Below are 24,549 nucleotides of genomic sequence, written 5' to 3' on the forward strand. Positions count from 1 at the left end.
GGTGTGCGCGGGTGGGTCAGCCTGCGTCGACGGACAGCTCGAACCGGCCGTCGGGGAGGGGGCGGGCGGTGAGCGTCCCGCCGAGTTCACCGGCCCGGGCCGCGAGGTTGGCGAGGCCCTGGCCCGGGGGGCCGGACGGGACGGCTTCGGTTCCGTCGTTGACGATGCGCACCCGGGCGCGGTCGTCGTCGCGTACCGCCTCGACCAGGCAGTGGCGGGCGGCGCTGTGGCGCATCACGTTGGTGACGGCCTCGCGCAGGACGGTGGCGAACAGCGCATCCGTCGCCGCGGGAAGGAGGAAGTCCGGCGGCCATGTCACGGAGACCTCGACGCCCGCCGCGGTGAGCAGGTCGAGTGCCGATTTCAGCTCGGCCGCGGCCGACAACCGCACCGTGCCGTCGCCGGGGATGGCCCGCAGGTCGCCGAGGGCGCTCCGTGCGGCGGACGCGACGTCCGCCAGCGCCTCGTCCGCCGCGCCCGGGTCGCGGGTCGCCAGGTCGGCCTTGAGCATGATCGCCCAGAGCCCCGCGCCGAGCAGGTCGTGCACGTCGCGGGCGATCCGGCGCCGTTCCTGCGCGACGGCCGTCAGCGCCAGTGCCGCCCGGGTCTCGGCTATCTCGTGGACGAGGCGGGTCAGAAGCGCCAGCCCGTAGAACATCAGCGCGCCGCCCGCCGTCTCGATCGTCCACAGCACGGCACCGGCTCCGTCGCCGCCGCGGACGAGCAGCGTCGCCGGGACGAGCGCGACATACCCGGCGAACAGCGTCCAGGCCCGGCCGGGACGCGCGGCCACGATGACCAGCATCGACCCGGCCGCCAGCCACATGAGCTGCGGATACGGGCGATCGGGCGCGAGCAGCGCCGCGGAGGCCAGCAGCGCCTGCGCGGGGAGCGTCCGGACCGCGTGCCGTGGTGGAGCGTCAGGCGGCCGGGGCAGGACGTGATACGCCTGCAAGCCGACGACGGCGACGATGTCGGCGATGTAGAGGGCGAGCAGCGCGGGCGGCGGCGCCGCCGAGACCAGGTAGACCACCGCGATCACCGGATACCAGAGGTGCCCGATGACGACGATCGGCAGCGCGGTCCGCGGCGTGAGGTCACCGGGCGGCGGCAGCGGCGCCGGCGCCGGCGGCTCGGGGGCGCGGCGGACCTCGGCACGGGCCGCCCGGGCACGTTCCAGGACGCCGTCCGCCCGCCCTTCGGCGGCCAGCCGGATGATCTCGGACAGCGCCGTGCCGAGAGCGTCTTCCAAAGCGTCCGAGACCCGGGCGCGCTCCATGGCCACGGACCTGGCCGCGAGTTCGCCCCGTGTCGCCGCGAGCTCGTCGCGCAGGTCGCTGAGCCGGGTCAGCGCGTACACCAGCAGGCCTTGGCACAGTGCGTTGCCCATGGCGTTCAGGCAGGAATACAGGCTGTCGGTGTGGAGCGATCCGGCCGCGCCGACCACGACGGCGAACAGCGGCCAGCGCACGCGGCGCGGCAGCATGAGGAGCAGCGACGCGCCGAGGAACCCGGCGGGGCCCCCGAGCGGCAGCAGGAGGACCTGCGCGGCGAGGGTCCAGGCGCCGAAGCGGTCACGCAACCGCCGGGTCCGCGGCAGGCAGTGCACCAGCTGCAGGACGAGCATCGCGACCGCCGCGGGATCTGGCACCGGTCTGTCCGGCGAGACCACCAGACCCACCAGAACGGCGGTGATCACTGCGGTGACCACGCGGGCATCCTAGGTGCTCTGTCCGGTTCGTGCATTGTGCATGTGGAGGTGGTGCACGTGGCACTGTCGCCGCCGCGGGGCCGCACGCGAGCCTGGCCGTATGAAGAAGCTCCCGCTCGCGCTGCTGTGCACGCTCGTGACCCTCATCGCCTTCTGCCCGGTCGTGCGTGCGCAGAGTGGATCTTCCCTTGATCAAGGCCCGGTCGTGTCCCGGGGGCGTGCACCTCAAGATGCCGGCATCGCACGGCTGATCGATGGACTGGTGCCGGCGCAGCTGGCCGAGAACAGGATCCCCGGCGCGGCGGTCGTCGTCGTCAAGGACGGAACGCCGGTGTTCGCGAAGGGATACGGTGTCGCCGACGTCGCGTCCCGCAGACCGGTCGACCCCGCGTCGACGGCGTTCTTCCTCGGCTCGACCAGCAAGCTCTTCACGGCGACCGCCGTGATGCAACTGGTCCGCGCGGGCCGGCTGAACCTGGACCGGGACGTCAACCGCTACCTCACCACATTCAAGATCAAGAACACCTATCCCGGGCGTCCGGTGACGCTGCGGCACCTGCTCACCTACACCGCGGGGTTCGACGAGCACACGCTGGGCCTGGCGGATCGCGACCCGGACGACGTGGTGTCGCTCGGGCGCAGCGTCGAAGAGTGGCAGCCCAAGCGAGTCCGGCCCCCGGGGACGCGTGTCGCCTATGACAACTACGGCATCGCGCTCGCCGGATTCCTGGTCGAGATCGCCTCCAAGCAGCCTTTCGCGGACTACGTCAGGGACCATGTGCTGAGCCCGGTCGGCATGTCCGGAACGAGTTCCGCACTGCCGCACCCCGCGGCGCTCGACGCGCGCCTGGCCAAGGGGTACCGCCCTTCCGGCACCGGCTTCACCGCCGAGAGCGGCCAGTACGGGCCGTGGACGCCGAGCGGCACCGGGCCCGCCGCCACACCCGCCGACATGGGCCGGTTCATGATCGCGCAACTCGGCGATGCCCCCGCCCTCGGCGGCGCCGCGGTCACCCGCCCGTTGCGTTCGCGCCAGTACACCCAGATCGACGGGATGCCCGGTATGGGCTTCACCTTCGAGGAGCGGCCCCGAAACGGCCACCCCCGCTACTACAAGGACGGGGACGTTCCCGGCTTCCACAACGTGCTGGCACTGATGCCCGAGCAGCGCGCCGGCGTGTACGTCGTGTACAACGGCGACGGCGCGGACGGAAACGCGAACTGGCTGGCCCAGCGGGTGGCGAACGCCATCACCGACCACTTCACCCCCGCCACCAGGGCGCAGCCGCTGGCGGCTCCGGCAGCGAAGGCACCCGGCGACGCGGCCCGCTTTGCCGGGACGTACCGGCCCAACCGCACCAGTAACTCCGATCTCACCCGGTTCAACAGCCTGATCGTCAACATCAAGGTGAGCGCCGGCAAGGACGGCACTCTCACCACCACCGGCGTCTCCCCGGACCCGGCCAAGGAGACCCAGCACTGGAGCCCCGTGCGACAGGGCCTGTTCATCGAGAAGGGCGGTCAGAATCGCCTCGCGTTCGACGGCGAAACGCTGGTCACGTCCGCGAACCCGGCCGAGTCCTACCAGCGGCTCGCCTGGTACGACGAACCGTCGTTGCACCTCACCCTGCTGATCGGCGGGGCACTCGCGTTCGTCATCGCCTTCTTCACGTTCCCGGCGCTCGCACTCGTGAGGGGTCTGCGGCACCGGCCCGCGCATCCGCTCCCTGCCCGCCTGACCCGTGCCCTGGCCTGGCTGGCCGCCGCGCTGACCACCTTCTTCCTCGTCGCCTTGTCCATGGTGATGTCGGACGGCAACGCCACCATGGAGGCCGTGGTACTCGGCTCGCCGCGCCTGATGGTGCTGCCCTACATCGCGACCGCCTCGTTCGTGGCCACTCTCCCGCTGGCCGCGGCCCTGGTCGGCGCCTGGTGGAAGAACTGGTGGAGGCTCCCCGGCAGGATCGGGCTGACCCTCCTGGTCCTCCTATCCGTCCCCTACTTCAAGCTCTGCATCACCTACCACCTCCTGGCGCTCCCCTTCCCCACCACCTGACCAGCGCTCCACCTCGTCCGCTGCCAGACCTGGCGTCACATCGCCGCGGGGTTCGGTCGGCGTCGGCCGATCCCCGCGGTTTACAACGTTTTAATCATCGCCGATGGCCTCGGTCGATGCCCGGTCGCTTCAGCGGCCCGTAAGGCGACGCGTCGCCCGGCGATCGGTGTGGCTCTGCGAGAGCGATCCCGCCGAAAGCCCTCTTGGCTGCCGATCTATATGCCCTCTGAACAGCGACGATGCCCGTCGTCCAGGCGCACTCGCCGGTCGAGAGACCTGGTCATGGACACATGGCCACATCTGGACAACTTCTTGTGAGTTCTGTTGCAGCAGTGTGACGATGATACGCCAGAGATTAAAACGTTTTAACCGCGTGCGCCAGGTCGAGCGAGTCTCCAGATGCAGAGGAAGCGCAATGATTCATCGCGTGACGGCAGTGGTGCTGGCCTTGACGGTCGTGGGGGCGGCACCTGCCCAGGCCGGCAGCGCCGCCCATGCGGCCGGCAGCGTTCAGGTCGGCGGTCTGACGGTCGAACATCAGGTCGACCCGCTCGGGATCGACGACGCGAAGCCGCGCCTCGGCTGGACTCCGAGCGCCCACGCGCGCAGCGGACGGCAGTCGGCGTACGAGGTGGAGGTGTCGACCAAGCGCGACGGGCCGGCGAACGTGTGGGACAGCGGCAAGGTGCTCTCGTCACGCTCCTTCGACATCGAGTACGCGGGACCCGCCCTGCGTTCGCGTACGCGCTACTTCTGGCGGGTGCGGGTCTGGGACGCCGCTCACAGGGTTTCGCGGTGGAGCCGGTCGGCGCTGTTCGAGACGGCGTTCCTCACTCCGGGCGAGTTCAAGGGGACCTGGATCGGTTCGCCGTCGAAACCGGCCGACATATCGCTCACCGGTGCCGACTGGATCTGGTACCCCGAGGGCAAGCCGGCCGACTCGGCGCCGGTCGCGACCCGCTACTTCCGGCGTGCGTTCGACCTTCCCGCCGGCGACCGGGTCACGTCGGCCCAGTTCTCGCTGAGCGCCGACGACCGCTTCACCCTGTACGTGAACGGCAAGGAGACGGCCCGCTCGCCGAACGTGGCCGACTCCTGGAACACGGCGACCGTCGTCGACATCTCGGACGACCTGCGCTCCGGCCGCAACGTGATCGCGATCGAGGCGGCCAACGCCGCCGCCGGCCCGGCCGGGCTGATCGCAAGGCTGCGCGTTCAGGGCTCGACCGGCGACCCGCTCGACATCGTCACCGACGACACCTGGAAATCGGCCGACACGGCGGCGAGCGGCTGGGAGCAGCCGGACTTCGACGACTCGGCCTGGCCCGCGGCCCTGGAGGCCGCTCACTACGGCGACGCCCCCTGGTACAGCTCGGTCAGCGTGCCGAGCCCGCCCGAGCCGCTGCTGCGCAGGGAGTTCACCGCCGGCAAGCGGATCGCGTCCGCCCGCGCGTACATCGCGGGGCTCGGCTATTACAAGCTCTACCTCAACGGGAAGCGGGTCGGCGATCACGAACTCGACCCGGCGTTCACGGTCTACGACAAGACCGTCCTGTACGCGACGTACGACGTCACGAAGGCGCTGCGAGCCGGCGGCAACGCGCTCGGGGTGAGCCTTGGACGCGGGTACTACGCGATGACGAAACCCGGCGAGTGGAATGACTCCCCCTGGCACAGCGAGCCGAAGGTGAAGCTCGAACTCGACATCACCTACGAAGACGGCAGCACCCAGCAGGTGACCAGCGACGGCGGCTGGAAGGCGGCCGACGGACCGACGCGCACCGAGTCCGTCCTGTACGGCGAGACGTACGACGCGCGGCTGGAGCAGCCCGACTGGAACCGGTCCGGGTTCGACGACGCCGCCTGGAAGCCCGCGCTCGCCGTCACCGCGCCCAAGGGGACCCTCCGCGCGCAGGCGTTCCCGCCGATCAAGGTGACCGGCAGGCTGCCGGTGAAGCGCGTCACCACGCCGGGCGACGGCGTGCGGGTCCACGACTTCGGCACCCCCACGGCCGGGTGGGCGCGCGTCGCGATGCGGGGGCCGGCCGGCGCCGTGGTGTCGATCACCTACGGGGAGAAGCTGCGCTCGGACGGCACGGTCGACAACGCCGGGTTGCAGTCGTACTCGTACACGCTCAAGGGCGGCGGGCTGGAAAGCTACGAGCCCAGCTACAGCTACAACGGCTTCCGCTATGTCCAGGTCGACGCGCCGGCCGGGGTCACCGTGGCGTCGGTCGAGGGGAAGCGCGTCCACACGGCGGTGACCGCCACCGGCGGCTTCACCAGCTCCAGCAATCTGCTCAACCGCTATCACGACGCCCAGGCGAACACGACTCTGAACAACCTGCACTCGATCCCGACCGACACCCCGATGTACGAGAAGCGGCCCTACACCGCGGACGCGCACCTCACCGCCGACTCCGCGATCGCCAGCTTCGACATGGTGAACTTCTACGAGAACTGGCTGCGTGCCCACCGCGACGACCAGAGTCCGGACGGGACCTTCGGCCACACCGTGCCCGGCACCGTCGGGGCCAAGAATGTGAAGGACCCGGTCTGGTCGGCGAGCTTCGTGCTGATCAACTGGGATCTGTACTGGTACTACGGTGACACCCGTCCTCTCGCCGACAACTACGCCGCGATGAAGAAGTGGCTCGACTACTACGAGCAGACGATCGCGAAGACAGGCCACATCTACACCGGCTTCAGCTACGGCGACTGGCTCGCCCCCGGCGCCGCGTTCCCGCCCGAGGGCACCCGGCTCATCGGAACCGCCTACATCTACAAGACGACCACGACCATGGCCCGGATCGCGCGCGCCCTCGGCCACGACGGCGACGCGGCGCACTTCGACGCCCTGGCGGCCACGACGGCCAAGGCCATCAACGCGACCTTCTTCGACAAGTCGGCGAAGTCCTACTACGACGACAGATCAGCCGGCTACCGCCAGACCTCGAACCTCCTGCCGCTGAGCTTCGGCATCGTCCCCGAGGCCGACCGGCCTGCCGTCCTCGCCAACCTCGTCAACGACATCAAGACCCGCGGAAACCACCTCAACACCGGCGCGCTGGGCACGAAGATCATCCTTCCGGTGCTGACCGACTCCGGCAACGGGGACCTCGCGTTTAAGGTCGCCACCAACCCCACCTACCCCGGCTGGGGCTACTGGTTCCAGACCCTCGGCGCCACGACGATGTGGGAAGAGTGGCAGGCCACCTCGCGCTCGCACGACCACGCCTTCATGGGCACGGTCGACGACTGGCTCTACCAGCGCATCGCGGGGATCGAACCGGCGGCACCCGGCTACACGAAAATCAAGGTGCAGCCCCATCCGGTCGGCGGTCTCAAGAACGCCTCGGCCCACCTCCGGTCCCCGCTCGGCCGGGTGAGTTCGGCCTGGACCCTCGACCACGGCCGCTTCACCCTCCGCGTCGGCGTGCCCGTGGGCGCGACGGCCGAGATCCTGGTCCCCGCGCGCGACCGCGGCGCGGTCAAGGCGGCTCCCGGCGCCACGTTCGACGGCATGCGCGACGGGTTCGCCGTCTTCCAGGTCGGCTCCGGCGACCACGTGTTCCATTCCGCCAAGTGAACCGAGGGCGTCCCTCCACCGGAGGGACGCCCTCTCTCATTTCTGCTCGAAGAGGCGGAGCCGCTGGCCTGTGGGGTCCGTCAGCGGACGGGGAGGCCGGTGACGGTGCGGCCGATGACGAGGCGCTGGATCTCCGAGGTGCCCTCGAAGATCGTGAAGATCTTGCTGTCGCGGTGCATGCGCTCGACGGGGTAGTCGCGGGTGTAGCCGTTGCCGCCGAGGATCTGGATGGCCTCCTCGGTGACGTACACGGCCATCTCGCTGGCCATCAGCTTGGCCATCGAGCCCTCGGCGTTCGCGAAGTCCTTGCCGGTGCGGGCCATCCATGCGGCACGCCAGACCATGAGGCGGGCGGCGTCCAGGCGGGTCTTCATGTCGGCGAGCTTGAAGGCGATCGCCTGGAAGTCGCCGATCTTCTTGCCGAACTGCTCGCGCTCCCGCGCGTACTGCAGGGCGTAGTCGTAGGCGGCGCGGCCGACGCCGAGGGCCATCGCGCCGACGGACGGGCGGGTGGTCTCGAACGTCTTCAGCGCGGCCTGGCCCTTGGAGCTCTTGCCCTCGCGGGTGCGGGCGATGCGCTCGTCGAACCTCTCCTTGCCGCCGACGATCAGGTGCGACGGGATGCGCACGTCGTCGAGGACGACCTCGGCGGTGTGGGAGGCGCGGATGCCGTGCTTCCTGAACTTCTGGCCCTGCTTCAGGCCCGGGGTGTTCGGCGGGACGATGAAGCTGGCCTGGCCGCGGCTGCCGAACTCGGGGTACACCGAGGCCACGACGACGTGGACGTCGGCGATGCCGCCGTTGGTCGCCCAGGTCTTGGTGCCGTTCAGCACCCATTCGTCCTTGGCCTCGTCGAAGACGGCCCGGGTGCGGATCGAGCCGACGTCGCTGCCGGCGTCGGGCTCGGACGCGCAGAACGCGCCGAGCTTGACGTCGTCGGTGGTGCCGAACATCTGCGGGACCCACTCGGCGATCTGCGCCTCGGTCCCCACTGCGGCGACGGACGCCGCGGCGAGGCCCGTGCCCACGATGGACAGCGCGATGCCGGCGTCGCCCCAGAAGAGCTCCTCGAACGCCACCGGGATGCCGAGGCCGGTCGGCTCCAGCCACTGGGTGGCGAAGAAGTCCAGGGAGTAGATGCCGACCTTGGACGCCTCCTGGATGAGCGGCCAGGGGGTCTCCTCCCGCTCGTCCCACTCCTCCGCGGCGGGGCGGATGACGTCCCTGGCGAACTCGTGCACCCAGTCCCTGACCTCGCGGACGTCCTCGCTGGGCTCCAGGGAGAACGGCGTCTGCTCCGCACTCGTCATGATTATTGACCCTCTCTCCAATATTGCTGTTACCAACGGTAGCACCATCCGGCGTTACCACGGGTAACACAGGAGAGGACGGTCACCTGCGGCCGGGCGAGAAGGAGCGCGCGGCGGCGTACGCGGGGACCTCGATCATCGGCGGGCGCTCCCCCACCGCGACGTCGGTCGTACGGGCGTCGTGCCCGTCCGCGGCGCGGTGGAACCGGGTGAGCGCGGTCGAGGGGGCCTCGAGCGGGAGCATCCGGCCGTGCCGCTCCAGCCGCGACCAGGCGGTCAGCATGATCTGCCCGGACATGGCGCCGAGGGCCTCGGTGGACTGGTGGGCGTGCACCCGGCGGCCGAGGTCGACCTGCGCGATCGCGTCGAGGCCGGAGTCCTGGTAGATGTCGAGGAGCAGGCCGAGCTCCACGCCGTAGCCGGTCACGAACGGCATCCGCTCCAGCAGGGCCCGGCGGCCCGCGTACTCGCCGCCGAGCGGCTGCATGACGCCGGCGAGCAGCGGCCAGTGCAGGTTGATCAGGGGGCGCGCGACCAGCTCGGTGACCCGGCCGCCGCCGCCCTCCACGCGCCGCCCGCCCTCGACGAGCGGCCGGTCGTAGCAGCCCTTGACGTAGCCGACGGACGGGTCGGTCAGCAGCGGCCCGAGCAGGCCGGTGATGTAGGACGAGGTGAACTCGCGCAGGTCGGCGTCCACGAAAACGATCAGGTCGCCGGACGTCGCGGCGAGGGACTTCCACAGCGCCTCGCCCTTGCCGGACATGCGGCCCTGCTCCGGCAGGACGGCGTCCTGCGCCACGACGCCGGCGCCGGCGGCGGCGGCCACGGCGGCGGTCCGGTCGCGGGAGCGCGAGTCGACCACGACGATCTCGTCCACCAGCGGGATCCGCTCGACCAGGTCGGTGCGGACGGCGGCGACGATCGCGCCGACCGTCGCCTCCTCGTCCCGCGCCGGCAGCACGACGCTGATCCTGGTGTCGCCCTTGGCGGCGAGCAGCAGGCGCGGCGGCCAGTCCTCGGCCGTGCTGGTGCGGCGGGCCAACCACGACGCGACCTCGGGCAGCACGCGCTCTCCCTCCCGTTCGGGGCGTCCTCGACCGGTGTTCCGGGACCGGCGTCCCCTTACCTACTAGGAAACGCCAGATCTCCCCAGATCATTCACTGTCAGCGCAGCAGAGGACGAACCGACCCGAAGAGTTAACACAGCCACAACACGCCGGTCATTCGGCGGCGTGCCGGTCCAGGAACTCGTAGACGTCCGCCTCGTCCACCCCGGGGAAGGCCCCGGGCGGCAGGACGGACAGCACGTGCGAGTGCGCCCGCGCCGACGGCCACGCCATGCCCTCCCACCGGTCGGACAGCTCCTTCGGGGGCCGCTGGCAGCAGTCGCCGTCCGGGCAGGCGGACTTGACCCGCCGGGTCGTCTCCCGGCCGCGGAACCAGCGCGAGTCCTCGAACCGGACGCCGAGCGTGATCGCGAAGTCGCGCTCGTGGCTGGGGTCGATGTGCGACAGGCACCAGTACGTCCCGTTGGGGGTGTCGGTGTACTGGTAGTAGACGGAGAAGCGGTCCGCGGCGCCGAACACGTGCCGCCCGGCCCACTCCCGGCACATCCGCTGGCCCTCGATCGCGCCGTCCTCGTCCTGCGGGAAGGCCAGGCCGTCGTTGGCGTACGCCTTGTAGATCGTTCCGTTCTCGTCGTTCTTGGCGAAGTGCAGCTGCAGGTCGAGGTGGTGGGTCGCGACGTTGGTGAAGCGGTGCGCGGCCATCTCGTAGGAGACGGAGAAGACGTCCGCCAGGTCCTCCACCGACAGCTCCCGCGCCGCCTTCGCCTCCTGCAGGAACGGAACGACGCTCCGCTCGGGCATCAGGATCGCGGCGCCGAAGTAGTTGGCCTCAACGCGCTGGCGCAGGAAGTCGGCGAAGTCGCGCGGCTGGTCGTGGTCGAGCGCGATGTGCCCGAGGGTCTGCAGCAGGATCGTCCGCGGCGTGTGCATGCCGAGCTGCTCGCGCTCCAGGTAGATCCGCCGGTTGCGCAGGTCGGTGACGGACCGGACGGAGCGCGGCAGGTCCTGGACGTACTGCAGGCTGAAGCCGAAGTGCCCGACCAGCGTCATCAGCAGCCCCTGGGAGACCGCGCCGCGCCGGTACCCGACGGCGTCGAGGGTCTGGGACGCGACGTCCTCGATCTCGGCGAAGTGGTTGCCGCGCTCGTGCATCTGGCGGCGCAGCTCCGCGTTGGCCTTGCGGGCCTCCTCCGGGCTCGCGGTGGGCTTGGTGCGGCTGCGCTTCAGCTCCCTGTACAGCGCGAGGATGTGCTCGATGACCTCGTTCGGCATCCGCTTGCCGACCTTGAGGTGCGACAGGCCGAGCGTCCGGTACAGCGGGTCGCGCTGCGCCTCCTCCAGCTCGATCTCCAGCTGGGCGCGCCGGCTCGGCGGCTGGCGGCGCAGCAGCTCCTCCACCGGGCACTCCAGCGCGGCGGCGAGGGCCTGCAGCAGCGTGAGCTTGGGCTCGCGCCGCCCGTTCTCCAGCAGGGACAGCTGGGACGGGGCGCGGCCGACGCGCTCGCCGAGCTCCGACAGCGTCAGCCCGCGGCCGCGCCGCAGATGCCGGAGCCGCTGCCCGAAGGTGACGAGATCCACGTCACTCGTCAAGTTGAGGGATTCTTCTGTCCGCAAGGTCGTCACCGCTTCATGATAGCGGAATTTTCGCGCTTCTTTCGTTACTTGCGAGTTCATCTCAGGGTTGCGGCCGGGGCATAGTCGAGGCAAGCACCCAGGGGACGACACGGAAGGGCAAGACGATGAGCGATGGTCGCCTCAAGGGCGCAGCCGACGAGCTGCGGCGACAGTGGGAGACCGACCCGCGGTGGAAGGGCGTCGAGCGGACCTACACGGCCGAGGACGTCGTCCGGATCCGCGGCTCGGTCCAGGAGGAGCACACCCTCGCGCGCCTCGGCGCCGAGCGTCTCTGGACGCTCCTGCACGAGGAGGACTACGTCCACTCCCTCGGCGCGCTGACCGGGCTGCAGGCCGTCCAGCAGGTGAAGGCCGGTCTGAAGGCCATCTACCTGTCGGGCTGGCAGGTCGCGGCCGACGCCAACCTCGCGGGGCAGACCTACCCCGACCAGAGCATCTACCCGGCGAACTCGGTCCCGGCCGTCGTGCGCCGCATCAACAACGCGCTGCTGCGCGCCGACCAGGTCCAGTGGGCCGAGGGCGAGGGCGACACGCACTTCCTCGCCCCGATCGTGGCCGACGCCGAGGCCGGCTTCGGCGGCGTGCTGAACGCCTTCGAGCTGATGAAGGGCATGATCGCCGCGGGCGCCGCGGGCGTGCACTGGGAGGACCAGCTGGCCTCCGAGAAGAAGTGCGGCCACCTCGGCGGCAAGGTCCTCATCCCGACCTCGCAGCACATCAAGACCCTCAACACCGCCCGCCTCGCCGCGGACGTCTCCAACGTGCCGTCTCTGATCATCGCGCGGACCGACGCCGAGGCCGCGACCCTGATCACGACGGACGTGGACGAGCGCGACCGCGAGTTCACCACCGGTGAGCGCACCGCCGAGGGCTTCTACCGGGTGCGCAACGGCATCGAGCCCTGCATCGCCCGCGCCAAGGCCTACGCGCCGTACTCCGACCTCATCTGGATGGAGACGGGCACCCCGGACCTCGAGCAGGCCCGCAGGTTCGCCGAGGCGGTCAAGGCCGAGTACCCGGACCAGATGCTCGCCTACAACTGCTCGCCGTCCTTCAACTGGAAGGCGCACCTGGACGACGCGACCATCGCCAAGTTCCAGCGCGAGCTCGGCCACATGGGCTTCAAGTTCCAGTTCATCACGCTGGCCGGCTTCCACGCCCTGAACTACGGCATGTTCGATCTGGCGCACGGCTACGCCCGCGAGGGCATGACCGCCTACGTCGACCTGCAGGAGCGCGAGTTCGCGGCGGCCGAGAAGGGCTTCACCGCGGTCAAGCACCAGCGCGAGGCCGGCACGGGCTACTTCGACATGGTCAGCACGGCGATCAGCCCCGACTCGTCCACCACGGCGCTGAAGGGCTCCACGGAAGAGGGCCAGTTCCACTAAGCCTCAAGGCGGCGCCGCCGGCCCGCCACTCCGGATCGATCCCAGGGCCCCGAAGGCCCCCGCGTTCCTACACCCGCGGGGGCCTTCCGGTCGTCTCGGGGCCCTCCGCCCCCGGCCGGATGCGGCTAGGTACTCGACAACGCCCGATAATCGGCGCATGGTGTTCGCGCTAGTTGATCACTCGGAGAGAGGATCCCTGATGGCGCGTCACCCCCGGTCCATCCGGTCCCGGGCGATCCCCGGCCGGGTGCTGCCGCTCGCCGTCGCCGCCGTGAGCGCCGTCGCGCTCGCGCCCGCCGCCTCCGCGGACGGGCACGGCCACCACGGGCGCTTCACCCCCGGCGCCCCCGGCGTCGGCGACCCGTACTTCCCGCTGGAGGGCAACGGCGGGTACGACGCCCGGCACTACTCGCTGGACCTGCGCTACGACCCCGACCACGACCAGCTCGACGGCACCGTGACCATCACCGCGCGGGCCACCCAGAACCTCTCCCGGTTCGACCTGGACCTGTCCGGCATGGACGTGGAGAAGGTCTGGGTCGACCGGCGGCGGGCCCGCTACGAGCGGCGCGGGCAGGAGCTGATCATCACGCCGCGCAAGGGCCTGCGCAAGGGCTCGGTCTTCACGACCGTCGTCAGGTACGGCGGCGTGCCGCAGACCATCGTGGGGTCGCCGATCGTGTTCGGCTCCCCCTACGGGTTCCTGCACACCCCGGACGGCGCCTTCGTCGGCGGCGAGCCGAACGGCGCCCGGACGTGGTTCCCCGTCAACGACCACCCGAGCGACAAGGCCACCTACGACTACACCCTCACGGTGCCCGCGGGGCTGAAGGCCGTCGCCAACGGGCGCCTGACCGGGCGCCGCTCCGCCACGGCGTCGTTCAGCCGCCGCGCCGCGCGGACCCGCGCCGAGGTGTTCAGGTGGCGCGAGGACAGCCCGATGGCGAGCTACCTCACCACGATCGACATCGGCAAGTGGGAGGTGAAGCAGGGGCGCACGCCGGGCGGCGTCCCCAACTACACGGCCGTCGACCCGGTCCTCCTCGCCGGGCAGCCGGACGCGGTGGACTTCTTCTTCGACACCACGAGCGAGGTGACCGACCTCTGGTCGCGGACGTTCGGCCGCTACCCGTTCAGCAGCACCGGCGCCATCGCCGACGACGCCCGCTTCAACGGCGAGCCGCTCGGGTTCTCCCTGGAGACGCAGAGCAAGCCCGTGTACTCCGCGGTCCGCAGCCCCGGCACGATCGCCCACGAGCTGGCGCACCAGTGGTTCGGGGACTCCGTCTCGCCGGCCCGGTGGAAGGACATCTGGCTGAACGAGAGCTTCGCGACCTGGTCCGCCTGGTACTACACGGAGAAGACGGGCGGCCGCACGGTCCACGACGCGGCCCGCGCCACCTACGCCGCCCGCCCCTTCCCCGACCGTGAGGGACGCCCGTACTGGTCGGTGCTGACCGCCGACCCGCAGCGCGACACCATGTTCAACGACCGCGTCTACAGCGGCGGCGGCATGATGCTGCAGTTCCTCCGGGAGAAGATCGGCGACGACAAGTTCCTCACCCTGCTCCGGACGTGGTACGCGCGCCACAAGCACGGCAACGCCAGGACCGAGCAGTTCACCACCCTGGCCGAGCAGATCTCCGGCCAGGACCTGAGCCCGTTCTTCAAGGACTGGCTCTACTCCCCGATCAAGCCCGCCATCCCCGAGGACTGACCCCGCTCCACGGACGGCCGGCCTCGGACGGGCCCCGGCGCGACTCCGCCGGGGCCCGTTCTGTGCGAAATTACCTGGTCGCCCCCACCGCGCCTGTCTAGGCTCCCGGTAAGTGGGCGTTCTTCCGTGGGTGTGGTGGTACGGCTTCCGGCGCCACACGGCGTACCCGCTCGGCTCGCTGACCGAGTCGCTGACCAACACGGTGTTCGGCTTCATGCGCGCCTACGTCCTGCTGGCGCTGTGGGACGTGCGGCCCTCCCTCGGCGGGTACGAGGCCGCCGACGCCGTCACCTTCTGCTTCATCACCCAGGCGCTGATCGGACCGGTGCAGATCTTCGGCGGGATGGACCTCACCGAGCGCATCCGCAACGGCGACGTCGCCATCGACCTGTACCGGCCGGTCGGGCTGCAGGGCTGGTGGCTCGCCGACGACCTCGGCCGCGCCGCCGCCTCCCTCCTGCTGCGCGCGGGCCCGCCGCTGCTCGCCGGCGCGCTGGTGTTCCCGTTCCGCTGGCCCTCGCCCGTCCACGCCGCCGCGTTCGCGGTCGCGACGCTGCTCGCGGCGCTCGTCGGGTTCGCGCTGCGGTATCTGGTGGCGATGGGCATGTTCTGGCTGCACGACGACCGGGGCCTGAGCGCCGTCACCCTGGTGATGTCGCTGTTCTTCTCGGGGATGATCCTGCCGCTCGTGGTGTTCCCCGGGTGGCTCGGCGAGGTCGCGCGGGCGCTTCCGTGGGCGGCGCAGATCCAGGTGCCCGCGGACGTCTTCCTCGGCACGTACAGCGGCGGCGCGCTGCTCGGGGCGCTGGCGTTCCAGGCGGGGTGGGCGGCGGTCCTGCTCGGGGCGGGCGCGCTGGCCACGCGGGCGGCGCGGCGGAGGCTGGTGGTGCACGGTGGCTGATCCGCTGCGCATGTACGGGCTGCTCGCCTGGACGTGGATACGCGCGGCGGCGCAGTACCCGGTGTCGATGGTGCTGCTGGGGCTGGCCACCGCGGTCGTCTCCGTCCTGGACGCGGCGGCGATCCTCGTGCTGTTCTCGCGGGCGCCCCGCATCGCCGGGTTCGGCGTGTCCGAGGTGCTCTTCCTCTACGGGACGTCCGCCCTGGCGTTCGCGTGCTCGGACATCGCGCTCGGGACGACCGAGCGGCTCGGGCACCACGTGCGGGAGGGCACGCTGGACGCGATGCTGGTGCGCCCGGTGAGCCCGCTGGTCCAGATCGCGACGGAGGGGTTCACGCCCCGCCGCCTCGGCAAGCTCATCCCGGCGGTGCTCGTGCTCGGCTTCGCGCTGCCCCGGCTGGACGTCTCCTGGACGCCGGGCCGGGTGGCGATGATCCCCGTCATGGTGGCGTCCGGGGCTGCGATCTTCTGCGGGCTGTGGGTGCTGGCGGGCGCCGTGCAGTTCGTGCTGGTCGACAGCCACGGGGCGAGCAAGTCGGTGACCTACGGGGGCGCGTTCCTGACCCAGTACCCGTTGACGATGTTCGCCCGCGACTTCGTCCGCGGGGTGACCTTCGTCGTCCCGCTGGCGTTCGTCAACTGGCAGCCCGCGCTGTACGTCCTGGACCGCCCCGACCCGCTGGGGCTGCCCGGCGCGGCGCGGTTCGCGTCCCCCGCGGTCGCCGCCGCGGTGTGCGCGGCGGCGGCGCTGGCGTGGCGGGCGGGGCTGCGGCACTACCGATCGACAGGGAGCTGATGCCGGTGCCGATGATCGAGGCCGCGGACCTCGTCAAGACCTTCACCGTGCGGGCGCGTTCAGGGCCGCTGCGGCGGACGCGGACCACGCTGCGCGCGGTGGACGGGGTGTCGTTCACGGTCGAGCCAGGCGAGTTCGTCGGGTACCTCGGCCCGAACGGCGCCGGGAAGTCCACCACGATCAAGATGCTGACCGGGATCCTCACGGCGTCGTCCGGCGCCCTGCGGGTGTGCGGGCTGGACCCGTCCCGGCGGCGCACGACGCTCGCGCGCCGCATCGGCGTGGTGTTCGGGCAGCGCACGACGCTGTGGTGGGACCTGCCCCTGCGCGACAGCCTCGCCCTCGTCCGGCGGCTGTACCGGGTGGAGGCGGCGGCGCACCGGGCGCGGCTCGCCGAGCTGACCGCGCTGCTGGAGCTGGAGCCGTTCCTCGACACCCCGGTCCGGCAGCTCAGCCTCGGGCAGCGGATGCGCGGCGACCTCGCCGCGGCGCTCCTGCACGATCCGGAGCTGCTCGTCCTGGACGAGCCGACGATCGGCCTGGACGTGGTGAGCAAGGCGACCGTCCGCGACTTCCTGGAGCGCATCAACGCCGAGCGCGGCACCACGATCCTGCTGACCACGCACGACCTCGGCGACATCGAGCGGCTCTGCCGCCGCGTCATGATCATCGACCATGGCCGGCTCGCCTTCGACGGCGGGCTGGACGAGCTGCGCCGCACCGCGGACGCCGACCGGCTGCTCGTGGTGGAGCTGGCGCGGCCCGGCCCCCCGATCGCGCTGGACGGGATCGAGGCCGAGCGGGTGGAGGGTCCCCGGCAGTGGCTGCGGCTGCCGCGCACCGCGAACGCGGCGGCGGTCGTGGCCGCCCTCGCCCGCGACCACGAGATCCGCGACATCTCGCTGCGGGAGGCCGGCATCGAGGAGGTGCTGGCGGGGCTCTACCGCGGCGACCACACGTACTGGTGCTCGGGACGCCCGGTGGCCCCATAGCGCAGCGTGACCACGACCCGCCCGGCCTGGGCGAGGGCGGCGAGGTAGCGCTGGGCGGTGGCGCGGGAGATGCCGACCTGGTCGGCGATCTCGGCGGCGGACCGCGGCTCGTCCGCCCCCCGCAGCGCGTCGCAGATCAGCCGGGTCGTCACCGGCGACTGCCCCTTGGGCGCGGGCGGCTGGCCGTGCAGCGGCGCGTAGAGCGCGCGGACGGCGCCGTCCAGGGCCTCCTGGGTCACCTCGGTGTCGCCGGACAGCGCCTCCCTGTACCGCGCGTAGGCCGTGAGCCGCGCGTTCAGCGCGGCGGCGGTGAACGGCTTGATCAGGTAGTGCAGGGCGCCGCCGCGCAGCGCCTCCCGCACGACGCCGGGGTCGGCCGCGGCCGTCGCCATGATGACGTCGGCGTCCAGCTCGGGCAGCAGCGTCAGGCCCGAGGCGTCCGGCAGGTACACGTCCAGCAGGACGAGGGCGGGCGCCAGCTCGGCGGCCATCGACCGGGCCCGCGCCGCGGTGTGCGCGAGCCCGGCGACGGAGAAGCCGCGCAGCGCGGCCACGAACCCGGCGTGGACCTGCGCCACGCGGAAGTCGTCGTCCACCACGAGCACGTCGATCACCGCACCGCCTCCGCTCCGAGCACCCCGGGAAGCCGGGCGACCGCCACGGCACCGCCACCGCCGGGCCCGGCCGATCCGGCGTCGACGAACGTCACGTCTCCGTCGCGGGCGCGGGCGGTGCGGCGCGCCAGCCCGAGGCCGAGGCCGCGCGACCGCCCGGCCGCGGGGTCGCGGGTGGACACCCCGTCGTCGAACACGGCCTCGCGGAGCCCGTCGGCGAGGCCGTCGCCGGAGTCGGAGACGGTGACGTGCAGGTCGCGGCCGTCGCCGAGCAGCTCGATCTCGACGCGGGCGGGCCGCCGCCGCCCGAGCCGCGCGGCCTCGACGGCGTTGTCGACGAGGTTGCCGACGACGGTCGTGACGTCGAGCGGGTCGGCGACGCGGCCGGGGACGTAGCTGGCGGCGCCGATGTCGAGGCGGACGCCCTTCTCGGCGGCGACGGCGGCCTTCGCCGAGAGGAACGCCCGCAGGTAGGGGTCCGACAGCGGGTCGGGGAGGTTGTCGGGCGCCGGGGCGCGCCGCGCGGCGTCCTCCATCAGCGCCCCGATGTACTCGGCGGCCTCCTCGCTGTGGCCGAGCTGGAGCAGGCCGGAGAGGGTGTGCAGCCGGTTGGCGTACTCGTGCCGCTGCGCGCGGAGGGCGTCGAAGAGGGTGCTGACCGAGTCCAGCTCGCGGGCGAGGGTCTCCAGGTCGGTGCGGTCGCGCAGCGTGATGACGGCGCCGAGGTCGCGGCGGTCCCGGCGGACCTCCCGGCGGTTGACGACGAGCACCCGCTCCCCCGCGGTGACGAAGAGGTTCGTGGCCTCCCGCCGGCCCGTCAGGACGTCCCGCAGCGCGCCCTCGGGGGCCAGGTCGCCGGCGGGCGCGCCGCGCTCCGGTGTGACGCCGAGCAGGCGGGCCGCCTCGTCGTTGCAGACCGCGGTCCGGCCGCCGGAGTCGACGGCGACGACGCCCTCGCCGACGCCGTGCAGCACGGCCTCCCGCTCGTGGACCAGCTCCACCAGCTCGTACGGTTCGAGGCCGAGCGTCTGCCGCTTCAGCCTGCGGCCGATCGCGACGGAGGCGAGCACGCCGAGCAGGACGGCGCCGGCGACGAACAGCGACATCTCGCGCAGCACGTGGCCGAGCTCCCGGTCGATGGCGCGGGCGTCGAACCCGACGCTGACCTCCCCGAGGATCCGCCCGTCCCGGCCGTACAGGGGGACCTTCCCGCGCGCGGACAGGCCGAGCGTGCCCCGCTCGACGCGGACGACCTCCCGCCCGGCGAGCGCGTCGGACGGGTCGGTGCTCACGTGCCGCCCGAGCTCCCGGGGATTGGGGTGGGAGAGGCGGATGCCCTGGCTGTCGGTCACGACGACGAACAGTGCCCCGGTGCGGGCGCGGGTCCGCTCGGCCCGGTCCTGGACGAGGCCGTCCTGGACGGGGCGGCCGGGGGTACCGGCCGCGACCGCGTCCCGGATCTCGGGGTCGACCGCGACGGTGCGCGCCACCGTGAGGGCGCGCTGGCCGTACTGGTCGCGGAGCCTGCCGTCGAGCATCCAGCCGGTCAGCCCGTATCCGAGGACCGCCACCACGACGACCACGCCCACCTGCAAGATCAGCACCTGGCGGGCGAAGGTGATGCGCGGCCGCACGGACATGACCCGTCACCGTAATCGATGGCGGGCCGCCCGCCCAGCCCCGCGCGAGCAGAACGAGCAAAAGCCGGGGTAACGCGCGCAACGTGGGGATTCGCGGCTTGCGAGCACATCGCGGGCAAGGGTTCCGGTGGCGCGCGCCACATTCGTACGGTGCCGCCGTGTCCACTACAGCATCGTCCACGCGAGACGGCGCCGAGCGGCCCCCCGGCCCCGTCATCGAGCTGGAGAACGCCACCAAGCGGTTCCGGTCGGCGGGCGGCGTCCACACGGCCGTCCGCGACCTGAACATGTCCGTCGGCCCCGGCGAGTTCGTCGCCGTGGTCGGCCCCACCGGATGCGGCAAGTCCACCACCCTGTCCCTCGTCTCCGGGCTGGAGCCGGCGTCCGCGGGGCGGGTGCTCGTCCAGGGCCGCCCCGTGGACGGGATCCCGGACGGCGTCGGCTACATGTTCCAGCACGACGCCGTCCTGCCCTGGCGGTCGGTCCTGGACAACGTGGCGGCCGGCCCCCGCTACCGGGGCGCGTCGAAGCGGGACGCCCGCGACCGCGCCCGCGACTGGGTCGCCCGCGTCGGCCTCGCCGGGTTCGAGGGCTACTACCCCCACCAGCTGTCCGGCGGGATGCGCAAGCGCGTCGCGCTCGCGCAGACCCTCGTGAACGAGCCGTCCGTGCTGCTCATGGACGAGCCGTTCTCCGCCCTCGACGTCCAGACCCGCGGCCTCATGCAGGACGAGCTGCTGCGGTTGTGGTCGGGTTCCGGCGCCGCCGTCGTGTTCGTCACCCACGACCTGGAGGAGGCGCTCGTGCTGTCCGACCGGGTCGTGGTGATGACCGCCGGCCCCGCGACGATCAAGGGCGTGTTCGACGTGCCGCTGGACCGCCCCCGCGACGCCGAGGAGGTCCGGCTGACCGGCGCGTTCCTCGACATCTACCGCGAGGTGTGGGACTCGCTCCGCGAAGAGGTCCAGATCACCCGCGAGAGAGGAGCCGGCCATGCCGCGTGACGTCCAGGCGACCGAGGCGACCGCGACCATCAGCGGGAGCGTGACCGCCGAGCCGGGCCGGCCGGCGCTCGACGACGGCGACCTGGCGGCGATCGCCCGGCTGCGCACCGCCGGGCTGCGGCGCGCCCTCGGCATCAACACCGTCCGGGTCGCGCTGGTCGCGGCGTGGCTCGGGTCCTGGGAGCTGGCCGCCCGGCACTGGATCGACCCGTTCTACTACTCGATGCCGTCCAAGATCTGGGAGCGGCTCGTCGGGTGGTTCACCGAGGGCACCTCGCAGGGGTCGATCTGGGAGCAGATCTCGGTCACGCTGCAGGAGGCCGTCGCGGGCTTCGGGCTCGGCGCGGCGGGCGGCGTGGTCCTCGGCATCGTGCTCGGCCGCAGCCGGTTCCTGTCGGACGTGTGCGCGCCGTTCATCAAGGCCGTCAACGCGATCCCGCGCATCATCCTGGCCTCGCTGTTCATCATCTGGTTCGGCCTCGGCATGCAGTCCAAGATCGCGACGGCGTTCGTGCTGGTGTTCTTCGCGGTGTTCTTCAACGCCTTCCAGGGCGCCCGCGAGGTCGACCGGAACCTGGTCAACAACGCCCGGATCCTCGGCGCGGGCCGGTTCCAGGTGCTCTGGACGATCGTGGTGCCGAGCGCCACGTCCTGGATCCTCGCGTCCCTGCACTCGGCGTTCGGGTTCGCCATCATCGGCGCGATCGTCGGCGAGTACACCGGCGCCGACAAGGGCCTCGGCCTGCTCATCAACCACTCCCAGGGCACCTTCGACTCGGCCGGGATCTACGCCGGGATGATCATCATCACCGTGCTGGCCCTGCTCGCCGAGTACCTGCTCACGCTGCTGGAGGGCCGGCTGCTGCGCTGGCGTCCCGCCGCGTCCGGGCACGACGTCCAGATCTGATCCCCCACCCGGATCCCGCCCGACCAGGAGAACCGCCATGCCCAGCACCACCGTCCGGGTGAGCGCCGCCGCGCTCGCCGCCCTCACCGCCCTGTCGTCCCTGTCGGCCTGCCGCGACTCCCGTTCGGGGTCCGGCGGGGGCGGCGGCTCGGGCGGCACCGTCAAGATCATGGTCGGCGGGATCGACAAGGTCATCTACCTCCCCGCCAAGCTGACCGAGCGGCTCGGCTACTTCAAGGAGCAGGGCCTGGACGTCCGGCTGCTGACCGAGCCCGCGGGGGCGCAGGCCGAGAACGTCCTCATCGCGGGGGACGTCCAGGGCGTCGTCGGCTTCTACGACCACTCCATCCACCTGCAGACCAAGGGCAAGTGCGTGCAGAGCGTCGTGCAGATGGCGGACGTGCCCGGCGAGGCGGAGCTGGTCGCGACGTCCAAGGCGGGCACCCTGACGTCCCCCGCCGGGTTCAAGGGCAAGAAGCTCGGCGTCACCAGCCCGGGGTCGTCCACCGACTTCATCACCCGCGCGCTGGCCGTGCGGAACGGCGTGAAGACCTCGGACTACACGACGGTGAAGGCGGGCGCCGGACAGACGTTCATCTCCACCATGGAGAACGGCGGCATCGACGCCGGCATGACGACCGACCCGACCATCGCCAGGCTCCTCAGCACCGGCAAGGCAAAGGTCATGGTCGAGATGCGCACCGAGGAGGGCACCCGGGCCGCGCTCGGCGGGCTGTACCCGTCCAGCTCCCTCTACATGGACTGCGCCTACCTGAAGTCGCACGGCGAGACGGTGCAGAAGCTCGCGAACGCGTTCGTCAAGACCCTCGGCTGGATCAAGGGGCACAAGCCGGCGGAGATCGCGGCGAAGATGCCCGCGGACTACGCGGGCGGCGACCCGAAGCTGTACGAGAAGGCGATCGGCGACTCGATCAGCATGTTCAACGGCGACGGCGTCATGAAGCCGGACGCCGCGGAGAACGTCCTGAAGGTGCTGGCGCAGTTCTCGCCCGAGGTGGCGGAGAAGAAGGACCAGATCGACCTGACCGAGACCTACACGACGCAGTTCGTCACCAAAGCCAAGCAGGGATGACGGCGAGACGCGGCACCTGAGACCACACCGGACGCCGGTACGCGGGCCGGGCCTTGCGCGGAGGCCCGGCCCGTCAGCGTCCCCGGCCGGTCAGAGTCCTCGCACCGCCGCGGTTCCTGGCGCGCCGGTCAGGGGCCGCCCATGCGGTCGCGGTGCATGCTGGAGTAGAAGTCCACGTCGGCGTCGTGCTCCGACCGTCCCGAGCCCCAGCGGCGCGGCGCCCAGGTGGGCATCAGCAGCGCGAACCCCATCATCGCGTAGATGCCGGACCCCAGCAGCATGCGCAGCCCGAAGTCCATGTCGCCCGCCGGGGGCACCTTGCCCGGCAGATCGAGGACCCGGCCGGGGTCGACCAGGAAGTAGCCGGACAGGCCGAGCAGCGCCAGCGCGGGGACGAGCGAGACCAGCGGCGACGCCCACCGGGCGACGATGATCACGCCCATCACCAGCCCCACGGCGGCGAGCAGGGCGAACGCCCCGTAGATGCGCGTGCGGTCGGTGATCTCCTGCCCGGTGCCGTCGAAGGACTGCCCCGCCTGGACGTACCCCCAGGCGGCGCCGTACACCAGCGCGGGGGTCAGCAGGACGCCGAGAACGAAGCCGAACGCATGGCGCACCGCGCATCACATCCCATTCGAACGCGCCCGCCGCCGGGCGCGCGTGGTTCCGGTAGCGCCTCAATCACAACACGCACGCGGGGCGCGGCGCAGGAAATCCTTACCGTTTTGTGGTGGTTCGTTTTGAACGCCGCTCTCCGGGCATCGGCGGTTCATTCGATCCGACGCACGTTGGAGGAGCACCATGTCGACCGCGATATGGGTCGTCATCGCCGTTGCCGTCGCCGCCGCGCTCGCCGCGGCCGTGTACCTGGCGGTGACCCGGTCCCGCACGGCCCGGCTGCGGCGCCGGTTCGGCCCCGAGTACGACCGGGCCGTGGAGCGCGAGGGCGGCCGGGCGGCCGCCGAGCGGGAGCTGCGCTCCCGCGAGCAGCGCCATGAGGAGCTCGAACTGCGCGATCTCGACCCCCGCCGGCGCGAGCAGTACCGCGAGCAGTGGGTCCGGGTGCAGGAGCGCTTCGTCGACACGCCGGAGGCCGCCGTCGAGCAGGCGGGCGGCCTCGTCACGGTGGTGATGGGCGAGCGCGGGTACCCGACGCACGGCTTCGAGGAGAAGGTCGCGCACCTGTCGGTGGAGCACGGGCGCACGATGGACCACTACCGGCACGCCCACGCGATCAGCGCCAGGGCGGCGTCCAAGCAGGCCTCCACCGAGGACCTGCGGCAGGCGATGGTGCACTACCGCGCCCTGTTCGAGGAACTGCTGACGCCTCCCGGCGGGGAGCGCGCCGCCGGCCGCACGCCGGACCACCAGGCGACCGCGCCCGGCCACCAGCCGACCGGCCGCCAGCCGACCGGCCGCCCGGCGGACGGGACCGCCGGCGAGCCGGCCCCCGCTCCGCACGCGGCCCCGGCCGCGGCCACCGGGCCGGCCACGCCGCGCCGCGACGACCAGACCCCGAGGAGCTGACCCCCGATGGAAGACAGCCGAGCGGGCACCAGGGAACCGGCCGCGGACGCCGGCCCGGTCGCCGGCGACCGCGCCCGCGCCGCCGGAACGGCCGATCCGGGCGCGCCGGGTGACCGGCACGTCGCCGGTCCCACGCCGGAGACGCCCGTGACGGAGGCGCCGGAGCCCGTCCCCGACACGGCCCCGGACCCGATACCGGTGCCCGGCGCCGGGCGCGACCCGGTCGCCGCCGAGTCCCCCGCACCGGCGTCCGGCACCCCGGCCGCGCTGCTCGACCCCGCCGAGGGCGAGCGGTTCCGGGAGCGCTGGCGGGAGGTGCAGTCCGCGTTCGTGGACGACCCCGCCGAGTCCGTGCGCAAGGCGGACGGACTCGCCTCCGAGGCAGTCGACGCCCTCGGGCGCACGATCGCCGCGCATCGCCGGGCGCTCTCCGAGGCCCTGGAGAAGGGCGGGCACGCCGACACCGAGCGGCTCCGCCAGGCGCTGCGCGGATACCGCGAACTCCTGGACCGCATCGTCGCGGCCTGACGAGCACGCACGGGCGCCCCGCGGGAAGGACCCCGGGGCGCCCGTCGCCGTGTCAGGCCGGACCGGCTCCCGTG

19 protein-coding genes are annotated in these 24,549 nt (G+C 72.0%); 12 read left to right on the top strand and 7 right to left on the bottom strand.

From position 1 onward, the window contains the following. Window positions 1-16: 16 nt before the first annotated feature. The gene (locus ABGB11_RS09660; protein ID WP_347631021.1) at window positions 17-1,711 is read right to left on the bottom strand and encodes a histidine kinase; all 1,695 of its coding nucleotides are present in this window, start codon (window positions 1,709-1,711) and stop codon (window positions 17-19) included. 100 nt (window positions 1,712-1,811) lie between these two features. Here ABGB11_RS09660 and ABGB11_RS09665 point away from each other — a divergent pair, with 100 nt between their 5' ends. Both ABGB11_RS09665 and ABGB11_RS09670 read left to right on the top strand, forming a co-directional pair. After that, a complete protein-coding gene (locus ABGB11_RS09665; protein ID WP_347631023.1) occupies window positions 1,812-3,767 on the top strand; it encodes a serine hydrolase domain-containing protein in 1,956 nt (651 codons plus the stop codon). 427 nt (window positions 3,768-4,194) lie between these two features. Beyond that, on the top strand, window positions 4,195-7,356 hold the full coding sequence (locus ABGB11_RS09670; RefSeq protein WP_347631025.1) for a family 78 glycoside hydrolase catalytic domain: 3,162 nt from the start codon (window positions 4,195-4,197) through the stop codon (window positions 7,354-7,356). 80 nt (window positions 7,357-7,436) lie between these two features. Here ABGB11_RS09670 and ABGB11_RS09675 read toward each other — a convergent pair whose 3' ends face one another. The 3 genes from ABGB11_RS09675 to ABGB11_RS09685 form a co-directional block, all read right to left on the bottom strand. Then, window positions 7,437-8,666 (bottom strand): acyl-CoA dehydrogenase family protein, encoded by a 1,230-nt coding sequence (locus tag ABGB11_RS09675; protein WP_347631027.1) that lies wholly within the window; start codon window positions 8,664-8,666, stop codon window positions 7,437-7,439. 82 nt (window positions 8,667-8,748) lie between these two features. Further along, the gene (locus ABGB11_RS09680; RefSeq protein ID WP_347631029.1) at window positions 8,749-9,732 is read right to left on the bottom strand and encodes a glucosyl-3-phosphoglycerate synthase; all 984 of its coding nucleotides are present in this window, start codon (window positions 9,730-9,732) and stop codon (window positions 8,749-8,751) included. Window positions 9,733-9,886: 154 nt separating this feature from the next. After that, entirely contained in the window at window positions 9,887-11,323 is a 1,437-nt protein-coding gene (locus tag ABGB11_RS09685; RefSeq protein ID WP_347631031.1) for a helix-turn-helix domain-containing protein, read from the bottom strand. Window positions 11,324-11,472: 149 nt separating this feature from the next. Between ABGB11_RS09685 and aceA the strand changes: the two genes are divergently transcribed. The 5 genes from aceA (at window position 11,473) to ABGB11_RS09710 (ending at window position 17,162) form a co-directional block, all read left to right on the top strand. Next, window positions 11,473-12,756, top strand: coding sequence for an isocitrate lyase (aceA, locus tag ABGB11_RS09690; RefSeq protein ID WP_347631032.1), 1,284 nt, complete (start codon window positions 11,473-11,475; stop codon window positions 12,754-12,756). Window positions 12,757-12,955: 199 nt separating this feature from the next. Further along, on the top strand, window positions 12,956-14,473 hold the full coding sequence (locus ABGB11_RS09695) for a M1 family metallopeptidase (protein WP_347631034.1): 1,518 nt from the start codon (window positions 12,956-12,958) through the stop codon (window positions 14,471-14,473). A gap of 112 nt (window positions 14,474-14,585) precedes the next feature. Continuing rightward, window positions 14,586-15,374 carry an ABC-2 family transporter protein gene (locus ABGB11_RS09700; RefSeq protein WP_347631036.1) on the top strand — a complete coding sequence of 263 codons (789 nt, stop codon included), beginning with the start codon at window positions 14,586-14,588 and terminating at the stop codon, window positions 15,372-15,374. A gap of 10 nt (window positions 15,375-15,384) precedes the next feature. Next, window positions 15,385-16,170: an ABC-2 family transporter protein gene (locus tag ABGB11_RS09705; protein ID WP_347631320.1), complete on the top strand. Its 786-nt coding sequence runs from the start codon at window positions 15,385-15,387 to the stop codon at window positions 16,168-16,170. A gap of 11 nt (window positions 16,171-16,181) precedes the next feature. After that, window positions 16,182-17,162: an ATP-binding cassette domain-containing protein gene (locus ABGB11_RS09710; protein ID WP_347631322.1), complete on the top strand. Its 981-nt coding sequence runs from the start codon at window positions 16,182-16,184 to the stop codon at window positions 17,160-17,162. On the opposite strand, the gene ABGB11_RS09715 is transcribed toward ABGB11_RS09710, so the two are convergent. Together ABGB11_RS09715 and ABGB11_RS09720 are read right to left on the bottom strand one after the other, a co-directional pair. Continuing rightward, window positions 17,111-17,776, bottom strand: a complete 666-nt coding sequence (locus ABGB11_RS09715; protein ID WP_347631038.1) for a response regulator — start codon at window positions 17,774-17,776, stop codon at window positions 17,111-17,113. The two genes, ABGB11_RS09710 and ABGB11_RS09715, sit on opposite strands and share 52 nt — an antisense overlap. Then, window positions 17,773-19,416, bottom strand: coding sequence for a sensor histidine kinase (locus ABGB11_RS09720; RefSeq protein WP_347631040.1), 1,644 nt, complete (start codon window positions 19,414-19,416; stop codon window positions 17,773-17,775). Before ABGB11_RS09720 ends, ABGB11_RS09715 begins: the two co-directional genes overlap by 4 nt. A 158-nt stretch (window positions 19,417-19,574) precedes the next feature. On the opposite strand from ABGB11_RS09720, the gene ABGB11_RS09725 reads away from it, so the two are divergent. The 3 genes from ABGB11_RS09725 to ABGB11_RS09735 are packed head-to-tail and all read left to right on the top strand — an operon-like array spanning window position 19,575 to window position 22,420. After that, window positions 19,575-20,420, top strand: coding sequence for an ABC transporter ATP-binding protein (locus ABGB11_RS09725; RefSeq protein WP_347631042.1), 846 nt, complete (start codon window positions 19,575-19,577; stop codon window positions 20,418-20,420). Then, a complete protein-coding gene (locus tag ABGB11_RS09730) occupies window positions 20,410-21,327 on the top strand; it encodes an ABC transporter permease (protein ID WP_347631044.1) in 918 nt (305 codons plus the stop codon). The genes ABGB11_RS09725 and ABGB11_RS09730 overlap by 11 nt, the downstream gene beginning before the upstream one ends. Before the next feature lie 37 nt (window positions 21,328-21,364). Continuing rightward, window positions 21,365-22,420: an ABC transporter substrate-binding protein gene (locus ABGB11_RS09735; RefSeq protein WP_347631046.1), complete on the top strand. Its 1,056-nt coding sequence runs from the start codon at window positions 21,365-21,367 to the stop codon at window positions 22,418-22,420. A gap of 128 nt (window positions 22,421-22,548) precedes the next feature. Here the strand turns inward: ABGB11_RS09735 and ABGB11_RS09740 are convergent, their stop codons facing one another. Further along, window positions 22,549-23,037, bottom strand: coding sequence for a hypothetical protein (locus ABGB11_RS09740; protein WP_347631048.1), 489 nt, complete (start codon window positions 23,035-23,037; stop codon window positions 22,549-22,551). Between the two features lie 184 nt (window positions 23,038-23,221). On the opposite strand from ABGB11_RS09740, the gene ABGB11_RS09745 reads away from it, so the two are divergent. Then, on the top strand, window positions 23,222-23,947 hold the full coding sequence (locus ABGB11_RS09745) for a hypothetical protein (RefSeq protein ID WP_347631050.1): 726 nt from the start codon (window positions 23,222-23,224) through the stop codon (window positions 23,945-23,947). Between the two features lie 6 nt (window positions 23,948-23,953). Continuing rightward, the gene (locus ABGB11_RS09750; RefSeq protein ID WP_347631052.1) at window positions 23,954-24,475 is read left to right on the top strand and encodes a hypothetical protein; all 522 of its coding nucleotides are present in this window, start codon (window positions 23,954-23,956) and stop codon (window positions 24,473-24,475) included. Window positions 24,476-24,549 lie beyond the last annotated feature (74 nt).

The organism is Actinomadura sp. B10D3 (assembly GCF_039871695.1).
Classification (GTDB): Bacteria; Actinomycetota; Actinomycetes; order Streptosporangiales; family Streptosporangiaceae; genus Spirillospora; species Spirillospora madurae.